Source organism: Streptomyces sp. NBC_01294, from assembly GCF_035917235.1.
Lineage (GTDB): Bacteria > Actinomycetota > Actinomycetes > Streptomycetales > Streptomycetaceae > Streptomyces > Streptomyces caledonius.
Genome location: NZ_CP108423.1, coordinates 1,017,776 through 1,033,060, shown reverse-complemented (window position 1 = coordinate 1,033,060; position 15,285 = coordinate 1,017,776). Strand labels below are relative to the sequence as shown.

At 74.5% G+C, this 15,285-nt stretch carries 13 protein-coding genes; 3 read left to right on the top strand and 10 right to left on the bottom strand.

Annotated elements, in window-relative coordinates; all coding sequences use genetic code 11:
- Positions 1-33 precede the first annotated feature (33 nt).
- Positions 34-813, top strand: coding sequence for an AraC family transcriptional regulator (locus tag OG534_RS04925; RefSeq protein ID WP_326586843.1), 780 nt, complete (start codon positions 34-36; stop codon positions 811-813).
- Here the strand turns inward: OG534_RS04925 and OG534_RS04920 are convergent.
- On the bottom strand, positions 798-1,361 hold the full coding sequence (locus OG534_RS04920; protein WP_326586842.1) for a dihydrofolate reductase family protein: 564 nt from the start codon (positions 1,359-1,361) through the stop codon (positions 798-800). The two genes, OG534_RS04925 and OG534_RS04920, sit on opposite strands and share 16 nt — an antisense overlap.
- A gap of 36 nt (positions 1,362-1,397) precedes the next feature.
- Between OG534_RS04920 and OG534_RS04915 the strand changes: the two genes are divergently transcribed.
- A complete protein-coding gene (locus OG534_RS04915) occupies positions 1,398-2,456 on the top strand; it encodes an enoyl-CoA hydratase/isomerase family protein (RefSeq protein WP_326586841.1) in 1,059 nt (352 codons plus the stop codon).
- A gap of 85 nt (positions 2,457-2,541) precedes the next feature.
- Here the strand turns inward: OG534_RS04915 and OG534_RS04910 are convergent, their stop codons facing one another.
- The gene (locus OG534_RS04910; RefSeq protein ID WP_326586840.1) at positions 2,542-3,294 is read right to left on the bottom strand and encodes a TetR/AcrR family transcriptional regulator; all 753 of its coding nucleotides are present in this window, start codon (positions 3,292-3,294) and stop codon (positions 2,542-2,544) included.
- Positions 3,295-3,455: 161 nt separating this feature from the next.
- On the bottom strand, positions 3,456-5,717 hold the full coding sequence (locus OG534_RS04905) for an excinuclease ABC subunit UvrA (protein ID WP_326586839.1): 2,262 nt from the start codon (positions 5,715-5,717) through the stop codon (positions 3,456-3,458).
- Positions 5,718-5,811: 94 nt separating this feature from the next.
- Between OG534_RS04905 and OG534_RS04900 the strand changes: the two genes are divergently transcribed.
- The gene (locus OG534_RS04900) at positions 5,812-6,573 is read left to right on the top strand and encodes a TetR/AcrR family transcriptional regulator (protein ID WP_326586837.1); all 762 of its coding nucleotides are present in this window, start codon (positions 5,812-5,814) and stop codon (positions 6,571-6,573) included.
- A gap of 68 nt (positions 6,574-6,641) precedes the next feature.
- On the opposite strand, the gene OG534_RS04895 is transcribed toward OG534_RS04900, so the two are convergent.
- The 7 genes from OG534_RS04895 to OG534_RS04865 all read right to left on the bottom strand — a co-directional run bounded on the left by OG534_RS04895 (position 6,642) and on the right by OG534_RS04865 (position 15,284).
- Positions 6,642-7,565: an SDR family oxidoreductase gene (locus OG534_RS04895; protein ID WP_326586836.1), complete on the bottom strand. Its 924-nt coding sequence runs from the start codon at positions 7,563-7,565 to the stop codon at positions 6,642-6,644.
- A gap of 9 nt (positions 7,566-7,574) precedes the next feature.
- Positions 7,575-8,831, bottom strand: a complete 1,257-nt coding sequence (locus OG534_RS04890) for an MFS transporter (RefSeq protein ID WP_326586835.1) — start codon at positions 8,829-8,831, stop codon at positions 7,575-7,577.
- A gap of 18 nt (positions 8,832-8,849) precedes the next feature.
- Positions 8,850-10,118, bottom strand: a complete 1,269-nt coding sequence (locus OG534_RS04885) for an alkaline phosphatase family protein (protein ID WP_326586834.1) — start codon at positions 10,116-10,118, stop codon at positions 8,850-8,852.
- Positions 10,119-10,229: 111 nt separating this feature from the next.
- Positions 10,230-11,423: a galactokinase gene (locus OG534_RS04880; protein WP_326586833.1), complete on the bottom strand. Its 1,194-nt coding sequence runs from the start codon at positions 11,421-11,423 to the stop codon at positions 10,230-10,232.
- On the bottom strand, positions 11,420-13,291 hold the full coding sequence (locus tag OG534_RS04875; protein WP_326586832.1) for a class I SAM-dependent methyltransferase: 1,872 nt from the start codon (positions 13,289-13,291) through the stop codon (positions 11,420-11,422). Before OG534_RS04875 ends, OG534_RS04880 begins: the two co-directional genes overlap by 4 nt.
- The gene (locus OG534_RS04870) at positions 13,288-14,451 is read right to left on the bottom strand and encodes a glycosyltransferase (RefSeq protein ID WP_326593462.1); all 1,164 of its coding nucleotides are present in this window, start codon (positions 14,449-14,451) and stop codon (positions 13,288-13,290) included. The genes OG534_RS04875 and OG534_RS04870 overlap by 4 nt, the downstream gene beginning before the upstream one ends.
- A 2-nt stretch (positions 14,452-14,453) precedes the next feature.
- A complete protein-coding gene (locus tag OG534_RS04865; protein ID WP_326586831.1) occupies positions 14,454-15,284 on the bottom strand; it encodes an alpha/beta fold hydrolase in 831 nt (276 codons plus the stop codon).
- Between the last annotated feature and the right edge of the window lies 1 nt (position 15,285).

Genomic DNA, 15,285 nt, shown 5'->3' with positions numbered 1-15,285 from the left:
AAGGATGGCCCGCTTCCGATAAGTTGCCGGGCAATGCAGAAAAACCGCCAACAGCCGAGCCCCCGGCACGGCGTCCGTCACACGCCGCGGGCCGCGACCAGCATCCGCGCGCTCGACACCGGCATCGGGATCGACCCGCACCGCCACGACGACCACCAGATCGCCTACGCGGGCTCGGGGGTGCTGTCCGTCACCACCGATGCCGGCACCTGGGTGGCCCCCGCGACCCGGGCCCTGTGGATCCCGGCGGGAACCGTGCACGAGCACCGCGCCTTCGGCCGGACCGACCTGCACTCCGTCGGCCTGCCGACCCGCCTCAACCCGCTGTCCCTGGACGCGCCGGCCGTCATCGCCGTCGGCCCGCTGCTGCGCGAGCTGATCCTGGCCTACACCCGGGCCCCCGAGGACGGCAGCCCCGAACACCGCCGACTGCTCGGGGTGCTCCTGGACCAGCTGCGGGCCTCGCCGCTGCAGCCCCTGCACCTGCCCGCCCCCGCGGACCCGCGGCTCGGGGCGGTCTGCGCGCTGCTGTACGACGACCCCGCCGATCAGCGGGGGCTGGCGGCGCTCGCCGCGGCCTCGGGGGCGGGGGCCGGCGAGCGGACGCTGAGCCGGCTGTTCCGCGCCGAGCTGGGCATGACCTTCCCGCAGTGGCGCACCCAGCTGCGGCTGCACCGGGCGCTGCAGCTGCTGGCCGTGGACACCCCGGTGACCGCCGTCGCGCACCGCTGCGGATGGTCGTCGGCGAGTGCCTTCATCGATGTCTTCCGCAAGGCGTTCGGACAGACGCCCGGAACCTACGGGCGGCCGTAGCTCAGGCGCACGACGCCGTTGCCGAAGGTGTGGGTGCCCTCCAGACGCAGCGGCACCAGGCCGCTGTCGACGGGCGGGAAGAGCGGTTTGCCGCGCCCGATCCGTACCGGGTGCACGCAGATCCGGTACGCGTCCACCAGGTCGTGGCGCAGGAAGGAGGCGGTGAGGTCCGCCCCGCTCAGGGCCAGGTCGCCGCCCGGGGCCGCCTTCAGCGCGGCGACCTCCTCCGGTACGACGTCCCGCACGACGGTGGTGTTCCAGCCGGCCTGCTGCAGGGTGCGCGAGTAGACGTACTTCGGCATGTTCCGCCAGATGCCGGCGAACTCCGCCGTGGGCCCGGCGTTCGCCGGGTCGGCGTCGGCCGTCGGCCAGAAGTCCGCCATCAGCTCGTGCGTGACGCGGCCGCTCAGGAACCCGCCCATCGAGCGGAGTTCGTCGTTGAAGTACTGGTGCACCTCGTCGTCGACGAGGTGCCAGTCGATCTGCCGTTCGGGACCCTCGATGTATCCGTCAAGGGACACCTGCGTCATGAGGATGATCTTCCGCATACCGGGCCACCCTACGCCGCGGCCATACTGATCGGCGTGAAGACCGAAGACGACAATGCCGACGACACCGTCCAGTTCCACGTCGAGGGCCGGACCGGGGTGGTCACCCTCAACCGTCCCAGGGCCCTCAACGCCCTCACCCACCCCATGGTGCGGCGGATCGACGAGGCCCTCGGCGCCTGGGAGGAGGACCCCGCCGTCGGCCAGGTCCTGATCCGCGGGGCCGGGGAGCGGGGGCTGTGCGCGGGCGGCGACATCCGCGCCATCCACGACGACGCGAAGGCCGGGAACACCGCCTCCGCGGACTTCTGGCGCGACGAGTACCGGCTCAACGCCCGCATCGCCCGCTACCTCAAGCCGTACGTGGCCCTGATGGACGGCATCGTCATGGGCGGCGGCGTCGGGGTCTCGGCCCACGGCAGCGTACGGATCGTCACCGAGCGCTCCCGCGTCGCCATGCCCGAGACCGGCATCGGCTTCGTCCCCGACGTCGGAGGGACCTGGCTGCTCGGGCGGGCCCCGGGTCGGCTCGGTACCCATCTCGCCCTCACCGGCACCGCCGTGGGCCCCGCCGACGCCCTGCTCTGCGGGCTCGCCGACCACTTCGTACCCGCCGGCCGACTGCCGGAGCTGACCGCCGCACTCGCCGCCGCCCCCGCCCACGAGGTGCTGCCGCGGTACGCCGCCACGCCGGAGCCCGGTGAACTCGCCGACCGGCGGCCCTGGATCGACCACTGCTACGCGGCGGACACGGTCGAGGAGATCGTCGAGCGGCTGCTCGGCGTGGGGGATCCGGCGGCCAAGGAGACCGCGGAGACGATCCTGGCCAAGTCCCCGACCGCCCTCAAGGTCACCCTCGCCGCCGTGCGCCGGGCCGCGGCCCTCGACACCCTGGAGCACGTGCTGGCCCAGGAGTTCCGGGTCTCCTGCAACGCGCTCGCCTCGCCCGACCTCGTGGAGGGCATCCGGGCCCAGGTCGTCGACAAGGACCGCACTCCGCGCTGGTCCCCGCCGACCCTGGCCGAGGTCTCCGGGGCGGACGTGGAGCGGTTCTTCGCCCCGCTCGGGGAGGATCGCGAACTGCGGCTGCCGTAATCCGGCCCAGGCCCCGGCCCCGGCCCAGGCCCGGCCCAGGCCCCGGCCCGTGTCCCGGCCGTCGGCTGGGCCCGTCCGGCAGGGCTCAGCCGCCGCCGAGCCGGGCCTGCAGGCCGTCCAGGACCCGCTGGAGTCCGTAGTCGAAGCTCTCCTCGCGTGCCTTCCGAGGGTCCCGGCCCTCCTGCGCCGCGTGCTCCCCGGCCGGCAACGGGTGCCCGGCCGACGCCTGTTCGGCGGCCGGGCGCAGGCTCTCCAGCCACTCCTGCTCGCTCTGCCCGCTGCGGGCGAGCAGCGAGAGGTACGCGGCCTCGCTGGTCGTGGCGCCGACGACGTAGGAGATGACCGCCTTCATCGCGAGGTCCGCCTCGCCCGCCGGGAAGCCGGCCGTCTGGAAGAGCGCCAGCATCCGCTCCGACATGCGCATCAGGTTCGGGCCGAGGTGCGCCGGCCCCACCTGGCCGAGCACCGACGCCACCCAGGGGTGGCGCAGGGCCATCGCGCGCAGGCTGTGCCCGCTGCGGGAGACGGCCTCGCGCCACTCGCCCGGCGTGTCGGCGCGGGGCACCTCCAATTCGCCGTAGACCTCGTCCACGACCAGCTCGATCAGCTCGTCCTTGTTGGCCACGTGCCGGTACAGGGAGGTGGCGGCCGCGCCCATCCCGGTGCCGAGCTTGCGCATGCTCAGCGCCTCGATGCCCTCGGCGTCGAGCAGCCGCACGGCCGCCGCGACGATCTCGGTCCGGCTGAGCGCGGGCTGCTGTTCCCTGCGGCGGGGGCGCGTCCAGACGGAGGCGACGGCGGGCGCGGCGGTACTGAGCAGCTGCTCGTCTGCTGACATGGCGCCAGACTAGCTCACGATGCGAACGCCGTACGCATGGTGCGTACGCCCGGTTTGAGTCCGTACGGCGTCCCTCGTGCACCGGCCCATCAGGCCGCCGGCCCCGGCGGCGGGCCGCCCCCGGCCCAGGGAGCGGCCCCCGCCCGCCCCGGCCCCGGGGTCTACGAGCCCACGTACTCCCGCAGATGACGGGCGGTCAGCGTGTCGGCCCCGGCCACCAGGTCGGCCGGCGTGCCCTCGAAGACGACCTCGCCGCCGGCGTGGCCGCCGCCCGGACCGATGTCGATCAGCCAGTCGGCGTGCGCCATCACCGCCTGGTGGTGCTCGATGACGATCACCGAGTTCCCGTCGTCGACGAGCCGGTCCAGCAGGGCCAGCAGCTTGTCGACGTCGGCCATGTGCAGGCCGGTCGTCGGCTCGTCCAGGATGTACGTCGAGGACTTCTCCGCCATGTTGATGGCGAGCTTGAGCCGCTGCCGCTCACCGCCCGACAGGGTGTTGAGCGGCTGGCCGAGCCGCAGGTACGACAGACCGACGTCGACCAGCCGGCCCAGGACGGCCCGCGCCTGGCCGGTGGGGAAGAACGCGTGCGCCTCCGCGACCGGCATGGCGAGCACCTCGCTGATGTTCTTGCCGCGGAGCCGGTACGTCAGCACCTCCGGCGTGAACCGCTTGCCCTCGCACTCCTCGCAGACCGAGGCCACCCCGGCCATCATGGCCAGGTCCGTGTACACCAGCCCGAGGCCGTTGCACTTCGGGCAGGCGCCTTCCGAATTCGCGCTGAACAGCGCCGCCTTGACCCCGTTGGCCTTGGCGAAGGCGGTCCGGATGGGACCCAGCAGCCCGGTGTACGTGGCCGGGTTGGACCGGCGCGAGCCGCGGATCGGCGACTGGTCGGCCACCACGACCCCGTCCCGCCCGGCCAGGTAGCCGTGGATGAGCGAGCTCTTGCCCGATCCCGCGACCCCCGTCACCACCGCCAGCACCCCGAGCGGCACGTCCACGCTGACGTCCTTCAGGTTGTGCAGGCCGGCGTCCTTGATCGACAGGTGTCCGCGCGGGGTGCGCACCGACTCCCGCAGCCGCGCCCGGTGTTCGAGGTGGCGGCCGGTGAGGGTGTCGGAGGCGCGGAGCCCGGCCACGTCCCCGCTGTAGCAGAGCCGCCCGCCGGCCGTGCCCGCGCCCGGGCCGAGGTCGACGACGTGGTCCGCGATCGCGATGACCTCGGGCTTGTGCTCCACGACCAGCACGGTGTTGCCCTTGTCGCGCAGCCGCAGCAGGAGGTCGTTCATGCGCCGGATGTCGTGCGGGTGCAGCCCGGTCGTGGGCTCGTCGAAGACGTACGTGACGTCCGTGAGCGAGGATCCCAGGTGCCGCACCATCTTGACGCGCTGGGCCTCGCCGCCGGAGAGCGTGCCGGAGGGGCGGTCCAGGCTGAGGTAGCCCAGGCCGATCTCGACGAGGGAGTCGAGCAGGTCCCGCAGGCTCGCGAGCAGCGGGGCCACGCCCGGGTCGGCGATCCGGCGGACGAAGGCGGCGAGTTCGCTGATCTGCATCGACGCGCACTCGGCGATGTTCACCCCGTCGATGCGCGAGGAGAGCGCGGCTGCGGAGAGGCGGCTGCCGCCGCAGTCAGGGCAGTCGGCGAAGACCACGGCGCGGTCCACGAACGCCCGGATGTGGGACTGCATGGCCTCGCGGTCCTTGGCGAGGTAGGTCCGCTGGATCTTGGTGACCAGCCCCTCGTAGGTGAAGTTGTTGGAGCCCGCCTTCACCTTCACCGAGGTCTTGTGCAGGAGGTCGGCCCACTCCTGCTCGGTGAAGTCCTTGAGCTTGGTGTCGGGGGAGTAGAAGCCGGAGTTCACCATGATCTGCCAGTACCAGGAGTCCACGGCGTAGCCCGGGACGGTGATCGCGCCCTCGTTGAGCGAGAGTTCGCGGTCGACGAGCTGGTCCACGTCGATGTCGGAGACCTGGCCGACGCCCTCGCAGCGCGGGCACATGCCCTCGGGGGCGTTGAAGCTGAAGGCGCTTGACGTGCCGATGTGGGGGGTGCCGAGGCGGGAGAAGATGATCCGCAGCATGGTGTAGGCGTCGGTCGCGGTGCCCACGGTGGAGCGGGAGTTGGCGCCCATCCGCTCCTGGTCGACCACGATGGCGGCGCTCAGGTTGTGCAGCCCGTCCACGTCCGGCCGGCCCAGGCTCGGCATGAAGGACTGGATGAAGGCGGTGTACGTCTCGTTGATCATCCGCTGCGACTCGGCGGCGATGGTGCCGAAGACGAGGGAGGACTTTCCGGAGCCCGAGACGCCGGTGAAGACGGTGAGGCGGCGCTTGGGTATGTCGAGGGAGATGTCGGTGAGGTTGTTCTCCCGCGCTCCGCGGACCTGGATGACCTGGTGGTTGTCGGCGGCGATCTGCACGGAACTCCTCGCGGTGGGGTGTCTCGAGCTTATTTTGTACACTGTACTCTATACGGTGTAGTGAGTTGTTGGCCGAGCGTGCGGAGGACCGGGCATGGCGAAGGACCGGAGTGGGGCGGGCGACCCCGTCCGCACGCTGGAGCTGCTGTGGCGCGAGCCCGGCCGGCCGGCACAGCCCGGGCGGCGCGGCCCCCGCCAGGGCCTCAGCGTGGACGCCGTGGTCCGGGCCGCGACCGGCCTCGCCGACGAGGAGGGGCTGCCCGCGCTGACCATGCGGGCACTGGCCCAGCGGCTGGGCGTGACGCCGATGACCCTCTACACGTACGTCCCCGGCAAGGCCGAACTGCTCGACCTCATGCTCGACGAGGCGTACGCGGGCATGGAACGCCGGGCGGTCGGCGCGCGGGACCCGTGGCAGGTGAAGGTCGCCCGCGTCGCGGACGACAACCGCGACCTGCTCACCCGGCACCCCTGGATCGCGGACCTGGCGGTCACCCGTCCGCCGCTGGGCCCCGGAGTGATCGGGAAGTACGAGTACGAGCTGGCGGCCTTCGAGGGCATCGGGCTCACCGACGTCGAGATGGACGCCGCCCTGGCCCACGTTCTCGGCTTCGTCCACGCGAACGCCCTGGCCGCCGCCGACGACGTCGACCACAACAGCCGCCAGAGCCAGGAGGAGTGGTGGGCCGTCAGCGCCCCGCTGCTGGAACGGGCCCTCGACCCGGAGCGCTACCCGCTCGCGGGCCGCGTCGGCAGCACGGTCGCCGGCTACCACCCGCAGACGATCTGGGCCTTCGGCCTCCAGTGCATCCTGGACGGCCTCGCCCGCCTGATCGACTCCCGGCCCGCGCGGTAGACCCGCGCGCCGGACGTCGCCGCGCTGGACGTCGCCGCGCCGGAGCCGGCGGCGCGCCGCCCCGTGGTCTACCGGTAGCCGGTCGGGTCCGCAGGGAGGCCCGGGTCCTGGACCTCGACCATGTACCGCCAGGCGTCCGGCCTGCTGCCGTCGAGGTCGGTGAAGCCGTAGACCCGGGCGAGCTGCCCGCTGGACAGGGACCCGCCGTTCCAGCGCGCCACGTCCGGGTCAGCGGCGAGCGCCGCCACCGCCCGGCCCACGTACGACGGGGTCTCGGAAATGGCGAAGTGCGGGACCTCGGAGAGGGCGTCGCGCCAGTTCGCCTCCGTCACCCCGAAGCCGTCGAGCATCATCTCCGAGCGCAGCCAGCCCGGGGTCAGCGCCACCGCCGTGGCGCCGCGCGGCCCCAGCTCGTGCCCCAGCGCGAACGCCATCCGCAGGACCGAGGACTTGGCGATGTCGTAGAAGAAGGAGACCCGGTAGCGGCTCGCGTTGTACTCGGCGGTGCCGTCCGTCATCTCCACCACCAGCCCGCCCGGCTCGCGCAGCAGCAACGGCACGGCGAAATGGCTGGTGATGGCATGGGTCTCCACCGCCAGGCGCATCAGCCGCAGCCCCTTGTCCAGGTCGTGCTCCCAGACCGTGCCGTCCCACTCGAACAGCAGCTCCCCGCCCCAGACGTCGTTGACCAGGACGTCGAGACGTCCCTCCTCGGTGTCGATCCGCCGGACCAGCGCCTCGACCTCGCCCGGCACCAAGTGGTCGGCGACCACCGCGATCCCGCGCCCGCCCGCTGCGGTGACCAGCTCGGCGGTCTCCTCGATGGTCTCGGGCCGGTCGTACTCCGAGCGCCTGCCCGTGGTGCTGCGCCCCGACACGTACACGGTCGCGCCCCGCGCGCCCAGCTGGACGGCGATGCCCCGGCCCGCGCCGCGCGTCGCCCCGGCCACGAGGGCCACCCTGCCTTCGAGAGTCGGCTGCGATTCCGGCATGTCCCGAGCCTACGACGCCCCGCCCGCCCGAGGCCCGCCGAACACGGCGACCAGCGCCAGCGACAGCAGCAGCCCGCCCGCCGCCAGGCCCAGCGCCGGGCCCGGCCCCCACAGGGTCCAGGCCGCCCCGAAGAGCAGCGAACCCGCGAACCGGGCCAGCGCCTGCGCCGTCTGGACCGCCGCGAGCCCGGTGGTGCGCAGCTCGGGCGGGAGCAGCGGCCCGGCGGCCGCCATCAGCACCCCGTCGGTGGCTGCGTAGAACAGGCCGAGCGACGCGAGCACGCCGACGACCAGGAGCGCCCCGGCCGGTACCGGGGCCAGGAGCAGCAGGCAGGCGCCGAGCAGCAGCACGTGCCCGCCGAGGAAGACCCGGCGACGGCCCATCCGGTCGGCGAACCGGCCCGCGGGCAGCGCGGCCAGCAGGAACACCCCCGCCGTGCCGACGGGCAGCAGCGGGAAGTACGCCACCGACAGGTCCAGCCGGCGCTGGAGCAGCAGGTAGAGGAAGCCGTCCCCGACGGTGAACAGGCCGAGCACGGCCGCGGTCAGGCAGAGCCGCCGCAGGCCGGGGAGCCGTAGCAGGGTGCGTACGGGCGGCAGCGGAGCCCGGGCGGCGACGGGCACGGGCGCGGGGGCCTCCCGCACGAAGAGCGCGAGCAGCACCACCCCCAGGACGGCGAGGCAGCAGCTCACGGTGAACACGGCCGCGTACCCGTCCACCGCCACCCACAGCACGCCGAACGCGGCCAGCGGCCCCAGCAGGGCGCCCGCAGTGTCCAGCGCGCGGTGCACCCCGAAGGCGCGGCCCTGCTGCTCCGGCGGAACGGACAGCGAGATCAACGCGTCGCGCGGGGCGGTGCGCAGGCCCTTGCCGGTCCGGTCGGCGGCGAGCACCGCCGCCACCGACCAGGGGGTGGTGACGGCGAGCAGAGCCGCCTTGCACACGGCGGAGAGCGCGTAGCCGGTGCCCGCGACCAGCTTGCGGCGGCGGGTGCGGTCCGCGATCCGCCCGCCGGCGAGGCGCAGCAGCGCGGTGGCGCCCTGGTGAAGACCGTCCAGGGCGCCGAAGGCGAGCGGGGACATGCCGAGTCCGGCCATCAGGTACAACGGCAGGACGGCGGTGACCATCTCTGCGGAGACGTCCGTGACCAGGCTGACCAGTCCGAGCGCGAACACCGTGCCGGGGACGGCCCTCAGCGGGCCCTTCGGAGCGGGGGTGCGGGTGTCCCCGGCGATGTCCGACGCCCGGCTGGTCGACAGGTACACGGATGCCTCCCGGGAGGTCTAGAACCAGTTGACGGTGAGCGGGAACGCGGCGGTGACGGTGGCGCCCGCGGTGTCGGTGGCGGTCGCGGTGATCTGGAGCGTGCCGGTGGCCCACGGTTTTCCGCTGATCCGGCCGGTGACCGCGTCGACGGTAAGGCCCCAGGGCAGGCCGGTGGCCGCGTACCGGACCGGGGGCTTGCCGCCGGTGGCGCTGAGCTGGATGGTGCAGGACTGGTTGAACTTGCAGGTCTTCGGACCCGGGTTGGCCAGCTTCAGTTCACCCGCGGTCGGGGTGGGGGTCGGCGTCGGAGTGGGTGTCGGGGTGGAGGTGGGGGTCGGTGTGGGTGTGGGCGTGGGGTCCGTCGAGGTCTGGAACACCTCGCTGATCGGCTGGACGTTGGCCGCGTTGCCCGCGTGCGTCGTGCCGAAGAGGTCCTCGAAGGTCCGCAGCAGGTGGTGGTGGTTGAAGGGGGTGGCGTACTTGCCCGTCTTGACGTGCGCCCCATAGAAGACGGTGGCGATCTGGTTGGAGCCCAGGAAGTTGTCCTCGTCCCAGGTCAGCACCAGCAGGCTGTTGTTGGCCTTCGCCCACTGCGCGTAGGCGTCGATGTTGTTCTTCGTCCAGGTGTCACCCGTGCCGACGGAGCACGAGTGCATGTCGTTGCACTGGTTGGGGACGACGAAGGACAGGTGGGGCAGGGCCGCGAAGTTGTTCTGCGGGAACTGCGTCCACGTCTTGCCGGTGTTCAGCGGCACGTTCTTGAAGGCGAACCACGGGTTGTGCTTCTGCGCGTACTGGCCGTTCGTGCAGGCGGTGGACCCCTCGCTCGGCAGGTCCTCGTTGTACGTCGCGAACGTCTTGCCGGCCGCGATCAGCTCCTGGCCGAGGTTGGGCGCCGTCATGGACTGCGGGACGTAGCAGCCGTCGCCCGTGATGCCCTGCGTGGCCCCCGAGAAGAGGTTGAAGTAGTTCGGCTGACTCGGGTGGGTCAGCGCCTTCATGGCGGTCAGGCTCGCACCGCCGTTCGCGAGCTGGTTGATGTACGGGGCGTTGGCGCTGCCGATGATCTCGCCGTACTGCTTGTTCTCGTACACGACGACCAGCACGTGGTCGTACGACGGCAGTGCGGCGGCGGCACTCATCGGGGCGGAACCGCTCTCCGCTGCCTGCGAGTTGGCCACGGTGAAGGCGCCCAGCAGGCAGAGCGTGCCGATCCCGGCCACGAGCGCGGACCAGCGGGCCCTGCGTCTCGCGCGCGCCGTCGGTGAGGGAAGGGGTGTGGGCATGGGTGGTTCCTCCTGGTTGTAGGTGCGGTGGGTGTCCTCGGTGTCCTCGGTGTCCTCGGTGTCCCGGTGTTTCGGGTGCTCCGGGTGGGGACGATGGCTGCCCGGGTGGGGTCAGTCCTCGCGCCGGGCGGCCCCGGCCACGGCGACGTTCAAGAACCGCGGTACGGGCCGGTCCCGGTCGCGGAAGTCCTCCGCGACCGCGGCCCGCACCGCCGCCATGCGCGCCTCGGGCAGCAGCACCAGCACGCTCCGGCCCGGCTGCTGCCCGGGCTGCCAGGCGCTGAGCGCACCGGCCCGGCGGGCGCAGGCCACCGCGCGCGCCAGCTCCCCGGGCCGGTCCGCGGCCTCGCCGCGGACGGCGACCAGGACCAGCCGCGCCCCCGAGGCGGCCGGGTCGAAGACGACGTACCGCTGCCGCCGCCGGGGCTCCGGGCTCAGCAGCAGGGCCCGGCCCGGCCGGGCGAAGAACACCGCCCGCCGCAGGCCCTCGTCCCCGTCCGGCAGCGCTCCGGCCAGCAGCCGGGCCAGGTGCTCGCGGTCGGGCTGCTCACCGGCCGCCGTGTGTACGTCGGCTACCGCCAGCGCCACCGCGCATTCGGCGGGCTCCGCCGTGGCCAGCCCGGCGGCACCCGTGAGCGAGCCCTGCACGTGCAGGTCGGTCCCGCCCCGGCCGTACCCGGCCCGGGCCAGCGCCCGCAGCACGGCGTACGGCCGGACCGCCCAGGCCGGGGCGTCGGGCGGCGGCCCGGACAGGGACAGCGGCAGATCACAGCTGTCCGCGGGATGGCCGAGGGAGCTGAGCCGCACCAGGCCGTCGGTGCGCGGGGCCGCGGCGGCGGCCGTGGGCCAGCCGGCCGCCGCGACCAGCCCGGGGGAGCCCAGGTGGAAGGCGTACGGGGCGCTCCACACGGCGGTGGGGGGCCGGCCGTGCGCGGCCTCCAGGGCGTAGGCGACGAGGCGGAACAGCGGATCGGCGGTGGCCCGCCGAGCCAGGTCGCCTCCGGCGGGGTCGGCGGACCCACCTCCCGCGGGAGCACCGGACTCGGCTTCGCCCGGGCGGGCAGCGAAACCGAAGTCGCCCCTGCGGGAGGCATCGGCGGGGCTCGCCTGGGCGGTGGCTGCGGGGGCGGCCGATTCGCCTCCGGCGGGGGCGCGGGACTCGGCTTCGCCCGGGCGGGCAGCGAAACCGAAGTCGCCCCCGCGGGGGGCACCGGCCGGGCCTGCCTGGGTGGTGGCGCCGCCTGCCGGGGGTGAGCCGGCGGCGGCCGGGGCCGGCCGGGGGCCGGCGGGCTCCGGGCCCGTCACAGGTCGTCCTTGCGGGCCAGCATCCGGTAGGCGTTTCCGCCGTCCGTGCGGTGGGCCGCCGCCGTGCGCAGGGCGTCGAGTACCGCCGCGCCGGCGAAGCACGGCAGCGTGGCCACCCGTACGGCCGCCGCGAGGGCCCGGGTGCGGGGCGTGGGCGGGGGGCCCCACGGCCGGTCCGGGTCCGGGGCCAGCCGCGTCGCCGTGAGGGCCACCGCGCCGAAGAAGTCGTTGCCCTGGTGGGCCGGGCCGTGCTCCTCGGCGAGGACGGTGAACCCCCGGTCGGCCAGCGCCTCGCGCAGGTTCGCCGCGGGGACCAGGTGCTGGTGCTGCGGCTGGAACCACGGCAGCCACGCCGGACCGAGGAGCCGGGCCATCCGCGACTCCGGGTCGGGCAGCTCGATGGTCAGGAACCCGCCGGGGGCGAGGACCGCGGCCGCCGCGTCCAGCTCGGCGAGCGGATCCCGGGTGTGCTCCAGGTAGTGGTACATGCTGACCACCTCGTACTGGCCCGCCAGCTTCGACGCGAACTCCGGGAACTGGCCCTGGTATCCGCTCTCCACCCAGCCGCGGCGCTCCGCCTCGCGCACCCCGTCGCCCATGTCGAGGCCGTCGAACCGGGTCCGCGGCCAGACGGCCCGCGCCGCGTTGCAGAAGTGGCCGTGCCCAGTGCCGACGTCGAGCCAGGACAGCGGTTCGGCGTGGGGGAGGAGCATCTCGGCGCGTCCCCGGTAGGCGGCGCCGAGCCGTCCGAAGACCGTGCCCGCGCCCTCGCCGCCGCGTCCGTCGTAGAAGTCGCGGTAGTAGAAGTCCAGGCCCTCCACGGTCAGCCGGGGGTTCTGGAAGACGTGCCCGCAGTCCCCGCACTGCTCCAGGGTGAAGCGCCCCGGCTTGCCCTGCAGCAGGTCGGGCACCCGGACCCGGACGGTGAGCCGGGCGGAGCCGCACCACGGGCAGTCCGGGCGGCGCGGCTCGAAGAAGTGCCCGGTGCCGTCGGCCAGTTCCTCTCGGTAGGCGGCGGCACGGGCAGCGGCGTCCGGGCCGGTGTCCCCGGCGTCCGGGGCCTTGCCCGCCGCCGCGGCCGTACGCAGGGCAGCGCCGAGGGAGCGTACCGGGCGGGCCGCGGTGGCCCGGGCCAGGTCAGCGGGCCGCAGCGGGGAGCCGGGCCCGCCGAGCGCGAGGTACGGCTGGAGCCAGTACAGCCCCGCCGCGGCGAGGCCCCACCGGCCCTGGCGGACGGCGACGCCCGCCAGCAGCGCCAGCCCGCCGAGCTGCGCCGCGGCCAGCGCACCCGGCGGCAGCCCCTGGGCCCGCAGTTCGGCGGCCCGCGTCGGACCCGTGGTCCTTCCGGTCCCCGCGCAGCTCAGGCCGGGGGCGATGGCCAGCCCCGTGGCGTCGGCCGCGTACTCCTTCAACCGGCGGGTCAGCGCGAGGAGTTCGGCCGGCCCCGGGCGCGGCCCGGCCGGATCGACCCCGGCCCGCGCCAGCACCTCCTCGGTGACGAGGACGGCGAACCCGGCCCCGCGCCCCTCGCCGAGCCGGTCCTGCCGGTAGCGGACGGGGTCGACCAGCCGCAGCAGCCCCAGCGCCCGCTCGGCGGCCAGGTCCGCGGGCAGCAGGTCCAGCACCCGCAGGCCCTCCCCCTCGGCGTACGCGCAGGCGGTGAGGAAGGTGCCCGCGTCGGCCTCGACCCCCCGGGCGGTGAGCAGCCGCCACCCGGCGGCGCGCGGTACCCCGGCCGCCGCGGACGGGGGCACCGGCAGCACCGGGATCGCCCGCAGCCGGCGCCCGGCGCGGACCGTGCCCGCGCCGAGCACGGCCAGGAGTACCGCGGAGGTCCACGGGACCCGGGAGAGCGGGGGTGGCGTCATGACAGTTTCTCCAACCGGTCGGCCGCGGCGGCAGCCCCGCCCGCCGCGGCGAATGAGGCCTGGATGCGCCGGGCGGCCCGGCGGGGGCCGGGTTCGTCCAGCACGGCCGTGAGCGCGTCGCGCAGTTCCTCGGCCCGGGTCCGGCCGAACCGCACCCGGATCCCCGCCCCGGCCTCCACCACCTGCCGGGCCACGATCGGCTGGTCGTCCCGGATCGGGGCGACGACCAGCGGCAGCCCGTGCGCGAGGGCCTCGCAGACGGTGTTGTGGCCGGCGTGGCAGACCACCGCGTCCAGGTGCGGCAGCAGTTCCAGCTGGGGGACGCTCTCCTGGAGCAGTACGTGGTCTGGCGCCGCCCCGATCAGTGCGGCGGGCGCCGCCAGCACGAACTGGACCTCCTCGGCGAGCCGTTCGGCGGCCCCGAGCACCGCCCCGTAGAACCGGGCGCCGGCCTCCTGGTTGAGGGTGCCCAGGGACACCAGGACCCGCCGTCGCGCCGGGTCGAGCCGCTGCCAGGGAAAGCCGGGCGAGGGCGGGCGGGCCCCGAAGGCCGGCCCGACGAAGGCGTGGTGCGGCGGGAAGTCACGGGCGGACCCCACGAGTTCGGGCGTGGAGAAGACCAGCACCAGCCGCTCGGAGAACCGCGGGTCCCAGCCCCCCGGATCCCGCGCCGCGCCGTACTCCGCGAGCAGGCCGGAGATCTGCCCGGCCACCCACTCGCCGACCTTCGGGAAGTCCGCGAAGGGCCGGGTCAGTTCGGCCGACGTACTGGCGGACGTCGCCCACGGAACGCCGAGCCGCCGGGCGACCAGCGGACCGGCCAGCGCCTGCTGGTCGGCGACCAGCACGTCCGGCCCGAAGGCGCGGACGGCCCGCGTCACCCCGGGCACCATCGCCCGGGCCAGCGGCACCAGCGCCTCCTCCCACAGGAACCGCAGCGCCCCGACCCCGCGCAGATCGCGCCAGCGCTCGTGCAGCGCCGAGTAGCCGCCGCCCACGTCCTCGCCCGCCGGCAGGATCCGGGCCTGCGCGGGCAGCAGCCGGGCGAGCGCCGCGGCCGGTCCGGTCCAGGCGACCTCGTGCCCCCGGGCGGCCAGTTCGGCCCCGACGGCCACGGTCGGATTGACGTGCCCCGCCAGCGGCGGCACCGTGAACAGCACCCTCACGGCACCAGCACCCCCGCCCGCGGCCGGGCCGCCACCACGGCCGTCGTGTCGAGATGGGCGAGCACGGACTCCCGCAGGACCCCGCTGCTCTCCTTCAGGACGTCGTGGCCCAGGTCCGGCAGGATCCGCAGCGCGCCGTGCGGGGCGTGGCGGACCAGCTCCCGGGCTCCCGGGACCAGTTCGGAGTGCTCGCCGCAGACGACCAGCACCGGGCAGTGCAGCCGGGCGTAGTCGGCCGGGGCGAAGGTGCGGCTCGCGGCGATGTCGTCGATGAGCGAGGTGCGGTTGAGGAGGGAGTCGGCGATGGCCGTGAGGTTGGCGGCCTTGCGCAGGCGCAGGGTGAGCAGCTCGGCGGGCACCGGGCTGTCCTCCAGGCTGAGCGCGGCGGCCGACAGGGTGTCCACCATGTTCTCCACCCAGGCCCCGCCGAGCGGGGGTTCGAGGAGGGTGAGCCCGGTGACGAGGTCGGGCCGGGCCAGGGCGGCGTGCAGGGCGAGGGTCCCGCCGTAGCTGTTGCCGACCAGGTGGACGGGCCGCTGCCCGAGGTCCAGCGCACGCAGCAGGGAGAAGAGGTCCCGTACGGCGGTGCGGCTGTCGTAGCCGGTGGCCGGGCGTTCGGTGCGGCCGTGGCCGCGCAGGTCGTAGAGGACGACCTCGTGCCCGGACCGGGCCACCGGCACGGCCAGGGGGCAGTAGAAGGAGGAGAGGTTGTCGACGACCAGTCCGTGCAGGAACACCACGACGGGCCGGTCGGGGGCGTCGGCGCCGGTGGGTGCCGGGAGCCGCTGGACGTGGAAGCGCAGGGAGCCCGCGAGGACGAAGGCCATG

Bases quoted from the DNA above. Each gene is read 5' to 3' on its own strand.
- OG534_RS04910 (WP_326586840.1), bottom strand. From the start codon at position 3,294: ATGTCAGCAGACGAGCAGCTGCTCAGTACCGCCGCGCCCGCCGTCGCC.
- OG534_RS04885 (WP_326586834.1), bottom strand. From the start codon at position 10,118: ATGCCCACACCCCTTCCCTCACCGACGGCGCGCGCGAGACGCAGGGCC.
- OG534_RS04925 (WP_326586843.1), top strand. From the start codon at position 34: ATGCAGAAAAACCGCCAACAGCCGAGCCCCCGGCACGGCGTCCGTCAC.
- OG534_RS04875 (WP_326586832.1), bottom strand. From the start codon at position 13,291: ATGACGCCACCCCCGCTCTCCCGGGTCCCGTGGACCTCCGCGGTACTC.
- OG534_RS04895 (WP_326586836.1), bottom strand. From the start codon at position 7,565: ATGCCGGAATCGCAGCCGACTCTCGAAGGCAGGGTGGCCCTCGTGGCC.
- OG534_RS04900 (WP_326586837.1), top strand. From the start codon at position 5,812: ATGGCGAAGGACCGGAGTGGGGCGGGCGACCCCGTCCGCACGCTGGAG.
- OG534_RS04920 (WP_326586842.1), bottom strand. From the start codon at position 1,361: ATGCGGAAGATCATCCTCATGACGCAGGTGTCCCTTGACGGATACATC.
- OG534_RS04865 (WP_326586831.1), bottom strand. From the start codon at position 15,284: ATGGCCTTCGTCCTCGCGGGCTCCCTGCGCTTCCACGTCCAGCGGCTC.